At 72.0% G+C, this 17,107-nt stretch carries 16 protein-coding genes and 1 pseudogene; 6 read left to right on the plus strand and 11 right to left on the minus strand.

What is annotated here, in order from left to right:
- From BG452_RS42945 to BG452_RS42960, 4 genes and pseudogenes are all read left to right on the plus strand, one after another.
- Window positions 1–236 (plus strand): annotated as a pseudogene (locus BG452_RS42945) (hypothetical protein); the annotation flags it as partial.
- 451 nt (window positions 237–687) lie between these two features.
- Window positions 688–2,289 carry an acyl-CoA carboxylase subunit beta gene (locus tag BG452_RS42950; protein ID WP_188309818.1) on the plus strand — a complete coding sequence of 534 codons (1,602 nt, stop codon included), beginning with the start codon at window positions 688–690 and terminating at the stop codon, window positions 2,287–2,289.
- A gap of 72 nt (window positions 2,290–2,361) precedes the next feature.
- Window positions 2,362–2,568 (plus strand): acyl-CoA carboxylase epsilon subunit, encoded by a 207-nt coding sequence (locus BG452_RS42955; protein WP_188309819.1) that lies wholly within the window; start codon window positions 2,362–2,364, stop codon window positions 2,566–2,568.
- 259 nt (window positions 2,569–2,827) lie between these two features.
- Entirely contained in the window at window positions 2,828–3,439 is a 612-nt protein-coding gene (locus BG452_RS42960; protein WP_188309820.1) for a ScbR family autoregulator-binding transcription factor, read from the plus strand.
- A 116-nt stretch (window positions 3,440–3,555) separates the two neighbouring features.
- Here BG452_RS42960 and BG452_RS42965 read toward each other — a convergent pair whose 3' ends face one another.
- Window positions 3,556–4,173 carry a ScbR family autoregulator-binding transcription factor gene (locus BG452_RS42965; RefSeq protein WP_188309821.1) on the minus strand — a complete coding sequence of 206 codons (618 nt, stop codon included), beginning with the start codon at window positions 4,171–4,173 and terminating at the stop codon, window positions 3,556–3,558.
- 351 nt (window positions 4,174–4,524) lie between these two features.
- Here BG452_RS42965 and BG452_RS42970 point away from each other — a divergent pair, with 351 nt between their 5' ends.
- Entirely contained in the window at window positions 4,525–5,577 is a 1,053-nt protein-coding gene (locus BG452_RS42970) for a ScbA/BarX family gamma-butyrolactone biosynthesis protein (protein WP_188309822.1), read from the plus strand.
- A 16-nt stretch (window positions 5,578–5,593) separates the two neighbouring features.
- Here the strand turns inward: BG452_RS42970 and BG452_RS42975 are convergent, their stop codons facing one another.
- The 7 genes from BG452_RS42975 to hemL form a co-directional block, all read right to left on the minus strand.
- A complete protein-coding gene (locus tag BG452_RS42975; RefSeq protein WP_188309823.1) occupies window positions 5,594–6,001 on the minus strand; it encodes a hypothetical protein in 408 nt (135 codons plus the stop codon).
- A 119-nt stretch (window positions 6,002–6,120) separates the two neighbouring features.
- Window positions 6,121–7,251: a c-type cytochrome biogenesis protein CcsB gene (ccsB, locus tag BG452_RS42980; RefSeq protein ID WP_188309824.1), complete on the minus strand. Its 1,131-nt coding sequence runs from the start codon at window positions 7,249–7,251 to the stop codon at window positions 6,121–6,123.
- Window positions 7,252–7,254: 3 nt separating this feature from the next.
- Entirely contained in the window at window positions 7,255–9,051 is a 1,797-nt protein-coding gene (locus BG452_RS42985; protein ID WP_317621509.1) for a cytochrome c biogenesis protein ResB, read from the minus strand.
- A 2-nt stretch (window positions 9,052–9,053) separates the two neighbouring features.
- Window positions 9,054–9,824, minus strand: a complete 771-nt coding sequence (locus tag BG452_RS42990) for a cytochrome c biogenesis CcdA family protein (protein WP_188309848.1) — start codon at window positions 9,822–9,824, stop codon at window positions 9,054–9,056.
- 29 nt (window positions 9,825–9,853) lie between these two features.
- Window positions 9,854–10,468 (minus strand): TlpA family protein disulfide reductase, encoded by a 615-nt coding sequence (locus BG452_RS42995; protein WP_188309825.1) that lies wholly within the window; start codon window positions 10,466–10,468, stop codon window positions 9,854–9,856.
- Between the two features lie 141 nt (window positions 10,469–10,609).
- Window positions 10,610–11,260, minus strand: a complete 651-nt coding sequence (locus BG452_RS43000) for a histidine phosphatase family protein (protein ID WP_188309849.1) — start codon at window positions 11,258–11,260, stop codon at window positions 10,610–10,612.
- 52 nt (window positions 11,261–11,312) lie between these two features.
- Window positions 11,313–12,641 (minus strand): glutamate-1-semialdehyde 2,1-aminomutase, encoded by a 1,329-nt coding sequence (gene hemL, locus BG452_RS43005; protein ID WP_188309826.1) that lies wholly within the window; start codon window positions 12,639–12,641, stop codon window positions 11,313–11,315.
- A gap of 333 nt (window positions 12,642–12,974) precedes the next feature.
- Here hemL and BG452_RS43010 point away from each other — a divergent pair, with 333 nt between their 5' ends.
- Window positions 12,975–13,604 carry a hypothetical protein gene (locus BG452_RS43010; RefSeq protein WP_411293105.1) on the plus strand — a complete coding sequence of 210 codons (630 nt, stop codon included), beginning with the start codon at window positions 12,975–12,977 and terminating at the stop codon, window positions 13,602–13,604.
- Window positions 13,605–13,661: 57 nt separating this feature from the next.
- Here the strand turns inward: BG452_RS43010 and BG452_RS43015 are convergent, their stop codons facing one another.
- The 3 genes from BG452_RS43015 to BG452_RS43025 form a co-directional block, all read right to left on the minus strand.
- Window positions 13,662–15,101 carry a DHA2 family efflux MFS transporter permease subunit gene (locus BG452_RS43015; protein ID WP_188309828.1) on the minus strand — a complete coding sequence of 480 codons (1,440 nt, stop codon included), beginning with the start codon at window positions 15,099–15,101 and terminating at the stop codon, window positions 13,662–13,664.
- A gap of 93 nt (window positions 15,102–15,194) precedes the next feature.
- On the minus strand, window positions 15,195–15,683 hold the full coding sequence (locus BG452_RS43020) for a MarR family winged helix-turn-helix transcriptional regulator (RefSeq protein ID WP_188309829.1): 489 nt from the start codon (window positions 15,681–15,683) through the stop codon (window positions 15,195–15,197).
- A gap of 63 nt (window positions 15,684–15,746) precedes the next feature.
- On the minus strand, window positions 15,747–17,033 hold the full coding sequence (locus tag BG452_RS43025; RefSeq protein ID WP_188309830.1) for a glycosyltransferase family 39 protein: 1,287 nt from the start codon (window positions 17,031–17,033) through the stop codon (window positions 15,747–15,749).
- Window positions 17,034–17,107: the final 74 nt, after the last annotated feature.

Here is a 17,107-nt window from a genome sequence, read left to right on the forward strand (position 1 = left end):
CGGGGTTCGGCGCCCCGCGCGGCGGGCGGCAGGTGGCGCCGGACGACGATCCGGAGTTCCTGGCGTCCCTGGGGAACGAGTCGTCGGGGAAGGGCGAGCCGCCGCAGAAGGGCGGGTCCTTGCACAAGGGCGACAAGGACCACGAGGACATGCTCCGGCAGTGGGAGGCCGATCTGCGCCGCCGGGAGCAGGAACTGCGTGGCGGGGAAGAGCCCGAGGACGGACGAAAGAGCTGATCGGAGCGGTTCGGCCGCTCCCTCGAACAGCCCACCCGGGCACCCACGGGTGGGCTGTGGCGTTTTTGGCGCTTCCCTACGACTGTGAACCCTCTGGCGCGTATCGGGTCCTTCCCGGCGCCGGGATTGAGCACCGCTTGAGCCGTACCCTAGACGGCCGTCCTACAGTGCTGTGAGACGGCCCTGACCTGCGCTTTTCTTCATGCTCAGATCATCGGACCATCACCTGCCCGACAACCCCCGGTATTCGAACGGACACCGAGCGCACAGCCTTCGAACCGGCTGCTTCTGTACAGGCCTGACAGCTAAACGAACTCGACCTTGTACGGAATCGACGCCGAAACCAGCGCACGGCCCCTCGTACAGTCATAAGTGAAGAAGTTGATTCGCAGCTGGGGGCACAGCAGACGTTGGCTGTCGGACAGTTCCCTCACCCTTGGAGTGGTTCGAGATGACGGTTGTGCATGAGGCGCCGGTCGGCGGCGAGGTCCCCGAGGTCCCGGTCGACGCCAAGGGGCGGGTCGCCGAGCTCCACGAGCTCCGCGAGAAGGTGCGCCGCGGCCCGAGCGACAAGGCCACGGAGGCCCAGCACGCGAAGGGCAAGCTGACCGCCCGCGAGCGCATCGACCTGCTGCTGGACGAGGGCTCCTTCCGCGAGGTCGAGCCGCTGCGCCGGCACCGCGCCCAGGGCTTCGGCCTGGAGGCCAAGAAGCCCCACACCGACGGCGTGATCGTCGGCTGGGGCACCGTGCACGGGCGCACCGTCTTCACCTACGCGCACGACTTCCGGATCTTCGGCGGCGCGCTGGGCGAGGCCCACGCGCAGAAGATCCACAAGATCATGGACATGGCCATCGCGGCCGGTGCCCCGCTGGTCTCGCTGAACGACGGCGCCGGCGCCCGCATCCAGGAGGGCGTCACCGCCCTGGCCGGTTACGGCGGCATCTTCCAGCGCAACACCAAGGCCTCCGGCGTCATCCCGCAGATCTCGGTGATGCTCGGCCCGTGCGCCGGCGGCGCCGCGTACTCCCCCGCGCTGACCGACTTCGTCTTCATGGTCCGCGAGACCTCGCAGATGTTCATCACCGGCCCGGACGTGGTCCAGGCCGTCACCGGCGAGAAGATCAGCCAGAACGGCCTGGGCGGCGCCGACGTGCACGCCGGCGTCTCGGGCGTCTCGCACTTCGTCTACGACGACGAGCAGTCCTGCATCGAGGAGGTCCGCTACCTCCTGTCGCTGCTGCCGCAGAACAACCGCGAGATGCCGCCGTCCGTGGTCAGCGAGGACCCGGTCGAGCGCCGCAACGACAGCCTGCTGGACCTGGTGCCCGCCGACGGCAACCGCCCGTACGACATGCGCAAGGTCATCGAGGAGATCGTCGACCACGGCGAGTACCTGGAGGTCCACGAGCGCTGGGCCACCAACGTGCTGTGCGTGCTGGCGCGGGTCGACGGCCACGTCACCGGCATCATCGCCAACCAGCCGCAGTCGCTGGCCGGCGTGCTGGACATCAACGCCAGCGAGAAGGCCGCGCGCTTCGTCCAGATGTGCGACGCCTTCAACATCCCGCTGGTCACCCTGCTGGACGTGCCCGGCTTCCTGCCCGGCGTCGACCAGGAGCACGGCGGCATCATCCGGCACGGCGCCAAGCTGCTGTACGCGTACTGCAACGCCACCGTGCCGCGCATCTCGCTGATCCTGCGCAAGGCCTACGGCGGCGCCTACATCGTCATGGACTCCCGCTCCATCGGTGCGGACCTGTCCTACGCCTGGCCCACCAACGAGATCGCGGTGATGGGTGCCGAGGGCGCCGCCAACGTCATCTTCCGCCGCGAGATCAACGGCGCCGAGGACCCGGACGCCATGCGCGCCCAGAAGATCAAGGAATACAAGAGCGAGCTGATGCACCCGTACTACGCGGCCGAGCGCGGCCTCGTGGACGACGTCATCGACCCGGCCGAGACCCGCCAGGTGATCGCCTCCGCCCTGGCGATGCTCCGCACCAAGCACGCCGACCTGCCGAGCCGCAAGCACGGCAACCCGCCGATGTAGCGCTGCGGACCGCCGCTGCGGACCGCACCGACCACCACCGCACGCCACACCAACCGGGGGAGAAACCAGGACATGACCGCTTCCGCCGAACCTCTCGTCCGTATCGTCCGCGGCAGCCTCTCCGACGAGGAACTCGCCGCCCTCACCGCCGTGCTGGCGGCTCGCGCCGCCGTCGCGCAGCAGGCCGCCGCCGCGCAGGTCGAGCCGATCGCCAGCTGGCAGCGCCTGGAGCGCCGCCCGGCGTACTACTCCCCGGTCAGCTGGCAGCAGGCCGCCTGACGGTTCCGTGCCCCGGCACCGAAGACAGGCCCCGACGGCCGGTCACCCCCTTCGGGTGACCGGCCGTCGGGCCGTCCGGCGGGCCCCGCCGGAGCGTGCCCGCGGCCGGTCCGGCGGCGGGCACCCGCCGTTCGTGGCCGACCGACCGGGCCCGAAGCGGCTCGGTAGGATACCTACCGGACGGTTTCGAGCCCGTCGCCCCGTCGGCCCCCATAGGATCGGCGGCTGCCGAGGTAGAGAACTTTCCAGGGAGGCTGCGATGGCCAGGCAGGCCCGCGCGCTGGCGACCCGCCAGACGGTACTCCTCGCGGCGGCCGAGGTGTTCGACGAGCGGGGCTACGCCGCCGCCACGATGTCCGAGATCCTGGACCGGGCCGGCGTCACCAAGGGCGCGCTGTACTTCCACTTCCACTCCAAGGAAGAGCTGGCGCTCGCCGTGATCGAGGGCCAGGGCGCCTGGATCGCCACCTGGGAGCCGACCTCGGACAGCCCGGTGCAGACCCTGATCGACCTCGGGTACGCGTTCGCCCGCGCACTCCAGGAGGACCCGCTGGTGCGCGGCAGCATCCGGCTGACGATCGAGCACGGCAGCTTCACCCAGCCGCAGATCGCCGCCTACCAGGGCTGGATGGACCTCGTCCGGGGGCTGCTGGAGCGCGCCCGGGAGGCCGGCGACCTCCACCCGGGGGTCGACCTGGCCGCGGCCTCCGGGGTGATCACCGGCGCGGTGACCGGGATCCAGCTGAGCTCCCAGGTGCTGGCCGACCGGCAGGACCTGATCCAGCGGATGGCCGACCTGTGGACGCTGATCCTGCCGGGGCTGGTCCAGCCGCACGCGCTCGCCCGGCTGAGCGTCGCCGAACGCGGCTGAGCTCCGCCGAGCACGGCCGAGCGTCGCCGAACACGGCTGAGCGTCGCCGAACACGGCTGAGCGTCGCGGAACACGGCCGAGCGTCGCCGAGCGCGGCTGGTCCCGGCCGGCGGGCGCTAGACCCGGTACCCGGCGCAGTCGTCCTGTCCCACCAGGGCGGGCAGCGCGGCCGTCCAGAGCCGCCGGACGGCCTCCGGCGCCGGTCTGCCGGTCTCCTCGGCGGCCAGCAGCACCTGGCCGGCCACCACCGCGGTGAGCAGCTCGGCGCAGGCCCGCCGGTCCGCCCCCGGGCGCAGTTCGCCGGCCCGCTCGGCGCGGTCCAGCAGGCGGTGGACGACGGCGGCGAGGCTGCGCCAGGCGGTGTCCGGCCCGCCCGGGCCGCCGTCCGGGCGCGGGCCCTGGCGGCCGAGCCGGACACCGGCCCGCACCACCACGTCCTCGCGCAGCAGCCGGGCCAGCTCGTACGAGAAGTCGATCAGCCCCTGGACGGCCCGGTCCTCGGAGCGCAGCGCGCGCAGGGCGGCCGCACCGATCTCCCGCCCGGCGGCGGTCCGCACTCCGTCGGCCAGGGCCTGCTTGGACACGAAGTGGAAGTAGAGGGCGCCCTTGCTCACCCCGGCCCGGCGACTGATGTCGACCAGGCTCGCGGCCTCGAATCCGACCCCCGCGAAGGCGTCCGCGGCGGCGAGCAACACGGCCTGCCTGGTCCGCCCCGCGCGTTCCTGCTTGACCACTGACCCCTCCGGACTCCGCCGGACGCGCTCCCCGCCCCACCCGGCTGCTGTCGGCGCGCCCTCGGTCGGAGGCGGCGCCTCGCATGCGGACGGCACTGGCCGAAACCGCATGGTTGGTATCTAATCTAGCGCCTATGTCGACCCCGCCGTCCAGGGGGGACCTCCCCCCGCCCAAGGTCTGCCCTCCCCCGTTTCAAGCATCACCGCAGACCAGGGGCCAGGTAGCGTGGTCTGTCCGGGCCTGGCGGCGGGTCCACCCCCGGCCACAGAAGACAAACCGGGTGGTATGTATGTTTTGCTGTGGGGCGTCCGTGCGGACGCTCGACCGACACCCTGGAGCTGGGGCCAGTCATGCCATTGATCGTAGAGCCGGACTCCCTCGGCCCGTACGCCAACCCCGGCCCCCGTCCCGGCCCCCCGTCCGGCTACGACTTCCACGACCGGACCGTCTCCCGGCACCTGGTGCACCGCGCCGCGGTCTCCGAGGTCTTCCTCACCGGCTGGCAGGCCACCGGCCCGTACGACTTCCTGCTCGGCGCCCAGTGGCCCCGGCTGCACGGCTTCTACCGGCTGCCCGGGGACCGCTACCACGACCCGGTGCTGATCGCCGAGACCGTCCGGCAGGCCGGGCTGCTGATCGGCCACGCCGGCTTCGGAGTGCCGCGCGACCACCACTTCGTCATGGAGGACCTCGGCTACGCGCTCGGCGAGGCCGGCCTGCCGGGCCTCGCCGTCACCGGCGGCCCCGCGGCGCTGATGCTCACCGTCGGCTGCCAGGACGTCCGGATGCGGCACGGCCGGCTGGCCTCGCTGCGGGTGCACGCCGAGATCACCCGGGACGGCCTGCGGATCGGCCACGGCTCCGGCCAGCTGCGGGTGATCACCCCCGCCTCGTACGAGCGGCTGCGCGGCCCCGGCCGGCACGCCGTCACCCCGCCGCTGCCGCCCGAACCCGCCGCGCCCGAACTCGTCGGCCGGGCCCAGCCCACGGACGTGGTGCTCAGCCCGACCCTGCGGCCGGACACCTGGCTGCTGCGCGCCGACGCCCGGCACCCGGTGCTGTTCGACCACGAGCTGGACCACGTGCCCGGGATGCTGGTGCTGGAGGCCGCCCGGCAGGCCGCCCAGCGACTGCACCACCCCGAGCCGGTGGCGCCGGTCGAGCTGGTGACCTCCTTCGAGCGCTACATCGAACTGGACCGGCCCTGCTACGTGCGGGCCGTCCGGGAGCGGACACCGGACGGCCGCCGCACCCCCGTCCTGGTCCGGCTGGACCAGGACGGGCGGACGGCGGCCGAGTGCCGACTGCTCGCCGAGCCGGTGGACGGTCCGCGGGTGCCGGTCCGGCGGGACGCCTTCGAGGGCCGCCCCGCCGTACCGGGACTGCTGCCGCTGGCCGGCTGAGCCCCACCCGCCTCCGTCAGGCGGCCACCAGGGCGGCCGGCCGCCGCCCGGCGTGCATCACGCTGAGGTTGGCCGCCAGCCGGACCGGGTCCTGGGCCAGCCAGAGCCGCAGCGCCGCGCCCAGCGCCGCGCTGGCCGACTCGATCCGGACGTCGGTGATCTGGGCGATCCGGGCCGCGCCGGGCGCCAGCAGGTCGGCCAGCGCGGTCGGCAGCCAGACCGTCAGCGCGCACGGCGCCGGCGTCGCGAGGGCGCTCAGCAGCCGGTAGGCGTCCCCCGGCGCGCTGAGCGTGGGGATGATGTCCAGCAGAGCGTCGGCCACCACTTCGGACACGTCGCTCCGGTGCCCTTGGGCGAGCCGACGGAGCAGCAGCTGCTCGGCGGCGGTGATTCGGACGGTCAGCATGACCTCGTCGCACTCCATTGCGCGATCTCCTCCTCGTTCCTCCCCGTACCGGCACGGGCGGCCGGCACGCACTACCCCGTTACACCTCGGCCCGGCCACCTCCTGTGGAAAGCCGGGCCGATGGGTGGGTGCCCCGGTCAGATCCCCGCGTACGAGTGCTTGCCGGTGACGAAGATGTTCACGCCGTAGTAGTTGAAGAGCCAGCAGGCGAAGGCCGCCAGCGCCAGGTAGGCGGCCTTGCGGCCCTTCCAGCCGGCCGTCGCGCGGGCGTGCAGGTAGCAGGCGTAGGCGACCCAGGTGATGAACGACCAGGTCTCCTTCGGGTCCCACTCCCAGTACTTGCCCCAGGCGGCCTCGGCCCAGATCGCGCCCGCGATGATGGTGAACGTCCACAGCGGGAAGACCAGGGCGTTGATCCGGTACGACAGCTTGTCGAAGGTGGACGCGGCGGGCAGCCGGCGCCAGATCGAGGGTGCGGTGCCCAGCGGGCCGGTGGTCAGGCCGGCCGCCATGCGCTTGTCGAAGGAGTCCTTGCCCAGGTACAGCAGTGTGGCGATGAACGCCGCGTAGAAGGCGCCGCCGCAGAAGATCGCGGTGGAGACGTGGATCGCCAGCCAGTACGAGTGCAGCGCCGGGACGAGCTGCTCGGAGTCGGTGTACAGCACCTGGGTGGCGATGCCGAGGGTCAGCAGCACCGCGACGGCGACCGGCAGGCCGAGCCAGCGGACGTTCTTCCGCGCGGCCAGCAGCACCAGGTAGGCGGCCGTCATCGCGAAGGCGAAGGCGCAGGAGAACTCGTACATGTTGCCCCACGGCCAGCGGGACACCGAGAGGCCGCGGGCGACGATGCCGCCGCCGTGCAGCAGCACCGCCAGGACGGTCAGCGAGACCGCGATCCGGCCGGCCAGGTCGGCCTTCTCGCTGGTGCCGGCCGCGCCCGGGCCGTCCACGTCCTCGTCGCCGCGGCCGCCGGTGACCACCGTCGCGCCCTCGCCCGCCAGGACAGTGCGGGTGAGCGTGGTGGTGCCGCCCTTCGCCCCGGCCACGGTGACGGTGACCTTCTTGGCGGCCTTGGGCTCCGCGGCGGCGACGGTCTCGGCCAGGTTGCCCGACTGCTCCTTGGAGCGGACGGCGACCGCGCCCTTGCTGCCGAACGTCCACTCGAACATGTGGGCGAACATGGCGATCGTGTAGACCGCCATCGCCGAATAGATCAGCTTGTTGGAGAGGTCGGCCAGGTGTGGGTCGACTCCCGAGGCGAGGTGCACCGTCTACTCCTTGGAGTTCTGGTCGGCAGGGGCTGTGGGGTCTTCTGCTGCGGGGTCTTCTGCTGCGGGCTGTTCGGGTGCGGGGCCCCCGGGTGCGGGGCCCTCGGGTGTCGCGCCGGTCTCCTCGTCCGCGGCCTCCGCCGACCCCGGGGGGTCCTCCTCCGACGCCGGGGCGTCGTCCTGGAGGTCCACCGCGAGTTCGGCCAGCTCCTCGGCGATCTTCGCCGACTCGCTGCGGGCCAGCCCGGCCAGCTCCACCTGGGTGCCGCCGCCCGGCAGGGCCACCGCCCGCACCCAGATCCGGCGACGCTGGATGAACAGTGAGCCGATCAGGCCGAGGATCGCCAGGACGGCGCCGGTGAGCGCGATCTCGTTGCCGGGGCGGTGCGAGACGTTGAAGCTCGCCCACTGCTTGTAGCCCTCGAAGGTGACGGTGCCGTAGCCGTCCGGCAGCTCCCAGGCCTGGCCGGGCTTGAGCAGGGCCTTGGCCGGCTGGTCGTCCTGCTTCATCTGGGTGAGCCGGGCGGTGTTCAGCTGGTAGATGTTCTGCGGCAGGCCGGAGTCGGTGCCGAGGTCGCCGGAGAAGGCGTTCAGCACCAGCTCGGGGGCGGCGTCGCCGGGGAACAGCGAGATCGGGCCGGTGCCCGCGAAGCTCAGCGGGGCGGTCGGCAGGAAGAAGCCGGAGAAGCCCAGCTGGGTCTTGTTGCCGTCCGGGCCGACGCCGTAGTCGGAGACCTTCACCACGCCGGTCGAGGTCAGGTTGGCGTCCTGCGGCAGGAACGGCACGACGTCGTGGTAGACCACGTCGCCCTTGCCGTTCTTCACGGTGATCACCGGGGCGTAGCCGTGGCCGATCAGGTAGACCTTGCTGCCGCCGATCTCCAGCGGGTGGTTGACCTCGATCGAGCCCTTCTTCAGCTTCGACTCGTCGCTGCCCTGGTAGTACTCCACGTTCGCGGTGAACTGCCGGGCGGCGCCCATCTGGTCACCGGTGTTCTGGAACTTGGAGGTGAAGTCGTCGAGCTTCAGGTAGAAGGGGTCGAGGTCCTGGTTGCCGTAGAACCGGGTGCCGGTGAAGTCGTCGAGCTGGGTGATGGTGTTGGAGTAGCCCTGGCCCTCGACGATCAGCTTGCCGCCGGTGCCGGAGGCCAGGCTGGCCCAGGCGAAGCCGCCGAGCAGCGCGAACAGCGACAGGTGGAACAGCAGGTTGCCGACCTCGCGCAGGTACCCCTTCTCGGCGGCCACCGAGCCGCCGGCCAGGTTGGCCCGGAAGCCGCGCTTGCGCAGCAGCCGGTGGGCGGCGGCGTTCACCCGCTCCGGGTCCGCCCCGGTGCGCCAGGCCGCGTATACCGGCATCCGGGTCAGGTTGCGCGGCGCGGCCGGCGGCTGGGAGCGCAGCACGCCGACGAACTGCCAGGTGCGCGGGATGATGCAGCCGGCCAGCGAGACGAACAGCAGGATGTAGATCGCGGAGAACCAGACCGAGCTGTAGACGTCGAACAGCTGGAGCTTCTCGTAGATCGGCGCGACCGTGGTGTGCTGCGCCTTCCAGGTCTGCACCTTGAACTGGTTCTGGCCGTTCTGCGGGATCAGCGAGCCCGGGATGGCGGCCAGCGACAGCAGGAACAGCAGGATCAGCGCGACCCGCATCGAGGTCAGCTGACGCCACATCCAGCGCGCCCAGCCGAGCACCCCTATGCCGATCGGTCCATCGGACTCGACCGGCGCGGTGCTGAGCCGTTCGGCGGCGGTGTCGTCCGGCGCCGGGGGCAGCTCGGTATCGGTCGTGGTCTTGCTCACGGTCAGATTCCGATCTGGGAGTCGGCGGTCCAGGACTGCAGTTCGCTCATCCAGGAATCCCAGACCCCGGTGACGAGCAGCAGACCGACCGCGACGAGCATGCCGCCACCGATCCGCATCACGAGCGGGTAGTGCCGCTTGACCCACCCGAAGGCGCCCAGCGCCCGGCGGAAGGCCAGCGCGGCCACGATGAACGGTACGCCGAGGCCCAGGCAGTAGAAGACCATCAGCAGGGCCCCGCGCGCCGCGTCCGCCTGGTTCAGGGAGAGGGTCTGGACGGCGGCGAGGGTCGGGCCGATGCAGGGCGTCCAGCCGATGCCGAACACCATGCCCAGCAGCGGCGCGCCGAGCAGGCCGACGGCCGGACGGCGGTGCGAGCGCACCTCACGCATGCTCAGGCCGGGGACGAGGCCCATGAAGGCCAGGCCCATCACCACGGTGAGGGCGCCGAGCACGATCGAGATGACCCGCTTGTGCTCCTGCAGGGTGTTGCCGAACTGGCCGAACAGCGCCCCGCCCGAGACGAAGACCACGGTGAAGCCGAGGATGAACAGCGTCGCCCCGAGCAGCATCCGGCCGCGCCTGGCGCCGCGGGCGTCGGCGAGGTCGGCGGCGGAGAAGCCGGTCACGTACGACAGGTAGCCGGGCACCAGCGGCAGCACGCAGGGCGAGAAGAACGACACCAGCCCGGCCGCCAGCGCGACCGGCGCCGCGGCGAGCAGCGCCCCGCTCTGCACGGTGGTGAAGGTGTCGGCCAGCGGGAGTCCGGTCAGCGGGAGTCCGGCGGGTGGCAGCGGCCCACTCACTGCTGCTGCTCCGCGACCACCGGCTGGACGATCGACTCCAGCGCCTCCTGGGTCGTCCCGCCGACGGCGCGGGCGGCCAGCCTGCCGTCGCGGTCGACGACCAGGGTGGTCGGGATGGACTGCGGGTTGAGGCTGTTCCTGGGGAACTTGAGCAGCTGGGTGCCGGCCGGGTCGAAGATGCTCGGGAAGGAGACGCCCTGCTCCTGCTCGAAGCGGACGGCGTTGGTCTTGTCGGTGTCCCGGGTGTTGATGCCGAGGAACTGGACGCCCTTGTCCTTGTACTCGTCCGCGACGGCCTGGAGGTTCTTCGCCTCGGCTCGGCACGGTCCGCACCAGGAGCCCCAGACGTTCAGCACCACGACCTTGCCGCGGTAGTCCGAGAGCTTGACCTGGTTGCCCTCCAGGGTCTCCCCGGTGATGTCCGGCGCGTCTCCGCGCTTGCCGGCGTCCGCCTTCGCCAGGTTGGTCCCCTTGACGGTGACGAAACCGACCTGTCCTTCGCTGCTGCTCGACGAGCCCGAGGAGGAACAGCCGGTGAGGACGAGCGCAGCGGCGGCGGCTGTGGCGGCGGCTGCGGCGACACGGGGACGGGGGCGCCTCATGGCAGACATGTGAAAAGTTTCGCATGGAGTTCCGAGCGGGTTCGCCGGGGTCCTACCTTGCGCGCCGCACCCCGTCTGAGCTGCGAAGACTTCGGGTCACCCGGCGCTCGCCAGGTGACCCGAAGTCATACTTACGCACCGCTTACGGCCTCACGCGCCGAAGCTCTTGCCCACCGGCTTGTCGCCCTTGCGGCCCTTGCCGACCAGGTGCGCGGGCAGCAGGTCGCGGGCCGGCTCGCGGTAGCCGACCGAGACGATCTTGTCGCCCTCGAAGGTGAAGCTGGTCAGCGAGGCCAGCGAGCACTGCCGGTTGCGCGGGTCGTGCCAGAGCCGGCGGCGCTCCACGAAGGAACGGAGGATCCAGATCGGCAGCTGGTGGCTGACGCAGACCGCCTCGTGCCCGCGGGCGGCGTCCCGGGCGGCGCCGAGCGCGCCCATCATCCGCACCACCTGGTCGATGTACGGCTCGCCCCAGGACGGCTTGAACGGGTTGGTGAGGTACTTCCAGTAGCCCGGGTTGCGCAGCGAGCCGTCGCCGACGCCGAAGGTCTTGCCCTCGAAGACGTTCTCCGCCTCGATCAGCCGCCCGTCCACCGCGACGTCCAGGCCGTGGGCCTTGGCGATCGGCTCGGCGGTCTCCTGAGCCCGCTCCAGCGGGGAGGCCACCACGTGGGTGATGTCCCGCCCGGCGAGGTCCTCGGCGACCCGGTCGGCCATCTGCCGGCCCAGCTCGGACAGGTGGTAGTCGGGCAGCCGCCCGTACAGGACGCCCTCCGGGTTGTGCACCTCACCGTGGCGCATCACATGGACGACGGTGATCTCTTTCGCGCTCACTTCTCGACTACTCCTGAACTCAGGCCGTTGCGGCGGCGGCGGCGCGGGCGGCGGCCGGGAGGGCCGCGGCGACCCGCTCGATCGCCCGGGCGTCGTGGGTCGCCGAGACGAACCAGGACTCGAAGGCGGACGGCGGCAGGTAGACGCCCTCGGCCAGCATCGCGTGGAAGAAGGCGGTGAAACGGTACGCCTCCTGGGTCCTGGCCTCGTCGTAGTTGGTGACGGCGGCGTCGGTGAAGAACACCGAGAACATGTTCCCGGCGGTCTGCAGCCGGTGCGCCACGCCCTCCTTGGTGAGCGCCTCGGACACCAGGCCGGAGATCTCGGCGGAGACCCGGTCCACCGTCGCGTACACCTCGTCGGTGCAGCCGCGCAGCTGGGCCAGGCCGGCCGCGGTGGCGACCGGGTTCCCGGACAGGGTGCCGGCCTGGTAGACCGGACCGGCCGGGGCCAGGTGGGCCATCACGTCGGCGCGGCCGCCGAAGGCCGCGGCCGGGAAGCCGCCGCCCATGACCTTGCCGAAGGTCAGCAGGTCCGGCGCCCAGCCCTCGTTCGCCGCCTCCAGGCCGTACCAGCCGGCCTTGGAGACGCGGAAGCCCGTCATCACCTCGTCGGAGACGAACAGCGCGCCGTTGTCCCGGCAGAGCCGGGCCAGGCCCGCGTTGAAGCCGGGCAGCGGCGGGACGACGCCCATGTTGCCGGGCGAGGCCTCGGTGATCACACAGGCGATCTCGCCCTGGTGGGCGGCGAAGGCCCGCTCGACGGCGGCCAGGTCGTTGTACGGCAGCACGATGGTGTCGCCGGCCTGGGCGCCGGTGACGCCCGGGGTGTCCGGCAGGCCGAAGGTGGCCACGCCGGAACCGGCGGCGGCCAGCAGCGCGTCCACGTGACCGTGGTAGCAGCCGGCGAACTTGACCACCTTCGCCCGGCCGGTGAAGCCGCGGGCGAGCCGGATCGCGGACATGGTGGCCTCGGTGCCGGAGGAGACCAGACGGACCTGCTCGACCGGGGCGACCCGGGCGACGATCTCCTCGGCCAGCTCGACCTCGCCCTGGCCGGGCGTGCCGAAGGAGGTGCCGCGGGAGACCGCCTGCTGGACGGCGTCGACCACGGCGGGGTTCGCGTGGCCGAGGATCATCGGACCCCACGAGCACACCAGGTCGACGTACTCGCGGCCGTCGGCGTCGGTGAGGTAGGGGCCGGCGCCGGACACCATGAAGCGCGGCGTGCCGCCGACCGCGCGGAAGGCGCGCACCGGGGAGTTGACGCCGCCGGGCGTGACCACGGAGGCACGATCGAACAGCGACTGGGACTGGGGGGCTTCGTAGGGGTAGCTCACGGGAGACATGGTCTCAAATCGTGTCCTTGAGCTCTGCATGTCCAGCCCGATCATCTGGAACGATGATCCGGGCACCGTTGTCTGTACGGTGGTCCCTGACGGTCGTCCTCGACGGTCGTCTACGGGCGGGGCCGCTGACTGTTCCGCGACGCGGACCAGTCAGACTGTGTGCACAGAGTGCGCGAGCGCTCCGGTTGTGTGCAGGGGTGTGGAGAGGACTGCCGCGTACCGCGAGTGGGTAGGGCCCGCGAGTGGGTACGGCGGCGCATGACGGGTAAGGAGCACGTCCGGCGGGACGCCGGGCGTGCGGGGGTCTGTCGATTCCGGCGAATTCCGGTGAGGATGGTCCGAGTGTCCGAGGCGCAGGACGGCTTCGACGAGGCAGCGGGTGGCCCCCGCAGGCCCGCCGAAACCGCACGCGGGGGTACGGGAGCGGGTACGGGTCGGGGTCGCCGCGGCGGCGAGAGGCGGGGTGAGGGACGCGTGGGGGTGACGTACAAGTACTTCGGCGCACCGGACCGCGCGACCGCCGCCAGAGTGCCCACCGCCCTCGGCCCGGGCGGACTCGGCCTGGACGCCGGTGAGCTCGGCGCGCTGGGGCGGCTCGGCGACCTGATGGAGACCAGCGGCTCCCCCACCGGCCACCTCTCCACCAAGATCAAACCGGAGACCATGAGCGCCATGGTCCTCACCGGCATCCAGGGCGTCCCGCTGCACCAGGTGCCGCCGCTGGAACTCGTGGTGCTGCACCCCGACTACGCCGTCGTCCAACTCCCGCACAACGTGGTCGAACCGCTCCGCAAGGCCGACGAGACCGAACTCGGCGCCGCCGCCTTCATCTGGTCCACCGTGCCGGACCGGCGCGGGCCGCGCGACGCCTTCGTGATCTACAGCATGCTGCACGAGTGGCAGGACTTCGCCAACCGGCTGCACGACGCCGGACACCAGCTGTACTGCCTGGTCTGGCCGTAGCACCCGCGCACCCCGGGTCGGTGAACACGAACCAGGGTGCGACAAGTTGACCCTCCGTCATGTCCTGACGGCGGGCCTGACCAGCACCGAGGCCAGCAGCAGGGCCAGCGCGAGCAGTCCGGCGGCCACCGTGAAGGCGAGCCGGAAGCCCGCCGTGAGCGACTCCGCGACGGGCCGGCCGGCGTCGGCAAGGGCGTGGGCGCGGCCGGTGGCGAGGGCGCTGAGCACGGCGACGCCGAGCGCGCCGCCGACTTGCTGGGCGGTGCCGAACAGGCCGGAGGCGGTGCCCGCGTCGCGCGGGTCGACGCCCGCCATGGCGAGGGCGGTGAGCGCCGAGATCGCCAGGCCGAAGCCGCTGATCAGCAGCATGGTGGGCAGCACGTCGAGGACGTAGTCGGCGTCGGCGGGGAGCCTGGTCAGCAGGGTCAGCCCGGCGAGCAGCAGCCCGAGGCCGGTGAGCAGCATCCGGCGCTCGCCGAAGCGGACGTTCAGCCGGGCGGAGAGCAGCAGCGAGACGGCGCCGCCGGTGAGGGCCGCCGGGAGCATCGCGAGGCCGGTGGCGGCGGCGCCGTACCCGCGGACGTTCTGCAGGTAGAGCGCGATCATGACCTGGAAGCCGAACATCCCGCCGACCATCAGGGCCTGCACCGCGGCGGCGCCGGCGAGGCCGCGGGAACGGAAGATCCGCAGCGGGAGCAGCGGCCGGGCGGCCCGGGCCTGACGCAGCGTGAAGGCGGCCAGCAGGGCGAGCGCGAGCGCGCCGAGCAGGGAGGTCCGGGCCGAGGCCCAGCCGTGTTCGCCGGTGCCGACGATGGTGTAGATCCCGAGCATCAGGGCGGCGGTGATCAGCGCGGCGCCCAGGCCGTCGACGCCGGCCCGCAGGCCGGGGCCGCGGTCGGGCGCCAGCACCCGGACCGCCAGCAGGGCGGCGGCGAGGCCGATCGGCAAGTTGATCAGGAAGATCCAGTGCCAGTCGAGGGCCTGGGTGAGCACCCCGCCGAGGACCTGGCCGATCGAGGCGCCGGCCGCGCCGACGAAGCTGAACGCGCCGATCGCGCGGCCGCGCTCGCCGGATTCGGGGAAGAGCGTGACGATCATGCCGAGGCTGACGGCCGAGGCCAGCGCGCCGCCGACGCCCTGGAGGAAGCGGGCGGCGATCAGCATCGCCTGCGAGGTGGCGAGGGCGCAGAGCAGCGAGGCGGCGGTGAAGAGGGCGAGTCCGGCGACGAAGACCCGCTTGCGGCCGATCAGGTCGCCGAGCCGGCCGGCCAGCAGGAGCAGCCCGCCGAAGGCGATCAGGTAGGCGTTGACCGTCCAGGTGAGGTCGGCGGGCGAGAAGTGCAGGTCGTCCTGGATGGCAGGCAGGGCCACGGTGACGATCGAGCCGTCCAGGATGATCATCAGCATGCCCGCGCAGAGCACCGCGAGGGCCAGTGCGCGGGAGCGGGCAGGGGGTGCGGGCGCCCTGTCGGGCGCGGCCGGGGCGTGCGTGGTCATGGCGGGTCTCCCGGTTCGTCGAGTACCGGGAAGGACGCTATCAGATTGTTTTGTTCGGGACTATCTATCTCGGGAGCAGATCCCGGGCGCGGCTCACCCGCGGGCGCGGCGGGCGCGCCGGACGGTCCGTTCGCTCTCGACCGGCTCCGCCAGGTGCCCGTCCACCAGCCGGGTCAGGGCCGACACGAAGGCCTGCTGCTCCGGCTGCGGCAGGGACTCCAGCAGTTCCCGGTGCACCTGGTCGGCGATCGCGGTGCCCCGCACGACGGCGCGCTCGCCCGCCTCGGTGACCGAGATGATCCGGGCCCGGCGGTCGGTGGCGGACGGGCGGCGCTCGGCCAGGCCCGCCTTCTCCAGCTCGTCGACGGTGACCACCATGGTGGTCTTGTCCAGGTCCGCCAGCTCGGCCAGCTGGATCTGGGTGCGCTCGGCCTCCTGCGCGTGGAACAGCACGCAGTACGCGCGGGGGGTGATCCCGAGCGCGGTGAAGGCGGCCGCCATCCGGGTCGCCAGCACGTGGCTCGCGTGGTCCAGCAGGCCGGAGATGTCGCGGATCTGCCGCACGGGCGGGGTCGTCGTCATACGTCCGAGGTTAGCAACGGCCCGTCTGCTGCCGGATGATCCCGTAGCCAACCAACACCGGGGTTACGGAATACCCAACTCGAACAGCGCATAGCCCGCGTACCAGCCCGCCGCGATCACCGGCATCGCGAGCAGCCCGACCAGCGAGGAGGTCCGCAGCCGGCGCAGCGCCACCGCCAGACCGATGAACAGCGGGAAGGCCGGCAGCAGGTAGCGCGAGATGTTGCCGAAGATCTGGTTGCTGCTCAGCGCGGTGAAGACGGTCAGCGCGGTGTAGACCCACAGCACCAGCGGCGGACGGGCCTGCCGGAGCAGTACCAGCAGCCCCGGCAGGGCGATCAGCAGGGCGATCGCGATCAGGTCCGGGACGGGATTGGACTGCCAGAAGTCCCAGTGGCCGGTGATCACGTCCATCACCGTGCGCGCGGTGGAGGCGCCGAAGTCGAAGTAGCGGTTCCAGGCGCCGCGCTGGAGCTTGAAGTAGCCGCCCCAGTCGCCCATCCGCCAGCCCACCCAGGCGACGTAGCCGAACAGGCCCCACGGGGTGATCAGCATCGCCGTCAGCGGGCGGGCCACCCCGTCGGTGCGGCGGACCAGCGCGACCAGCGCCGCTATCGAGACCGCCGCGATCAGCGCGGCGGCGGTCGGCCGGTTGAGACCGGCGACCAGCGCGATCAGGCCGGCCGCCACCCAGCGGCGGGTCATCACGCAGTAGCAGGCCCAGGCGGACAGCGCGACGAACAGCGAGTCCGAGTAGACCGCCCACTCCACACCCGACCCCGGGAACAGGCCCCAGATCACCGCGGCGATCACACCCGCCCGGAAGCCGGCGAGCCGCTCCGCGATCGCGAAGATCCCGGCCGCCGCGACCAGCGAGGCCAGCACCGAGACCACGATCCCGGAGCCGTACGGGCCGAGCCCGGTGACCGCGCCGACCAGCCGCATCAGCCAGGGGTACAGCGGGAAGAAGGCGGAGGAGTTCTCGTAGTAGGTGGCCAGCGGGAAGCCGTGCAGCGGAATCAGCTGCGGGTCGTAGCCGTTCTCGGCGATCCGCTGGTACCAGACGCCGTCCCAGGTGCCCAGCACGTCCCAGGAGTGGGCGCCGCCGCCCCGGCCGACCTGCTTCTTCAGGTAGTCGCCGGTGTGCTCCAGCAGCAGCAGGAAGACCGTCAGGCCGATCGCCTTGACCACCGCGTACGCGCCGACCGCGGGTGCGAAGCGGTCCACCAGCGCCATGAAGCGACCGGGCGCACGGCCCGCCCGCTCCTCGGCCCGCTCCTCCGCGACGGCCACCGGCTCGGCGCTGGACGGCTCGGTACTGGACGAATCGGTGCTCGATGCCGTGCTCATCTGCTCTGGGTACTCCCCGCCCCACTCATGGTGCGCGCGGCTCCGGCGCAACGACGTTCCCGAGAGCCTACGGC

Origin of the sequence: Streptomyces sp. CBMA123 (assembly GCF_014596465.1) — a bacterium.
In the GTDB taxonomy this organism is placed as follows: Bacteria; Actinomycetota; Actinomycetes; order Streptomycetales; family Streptomycetaceae; genus Kitasatospora.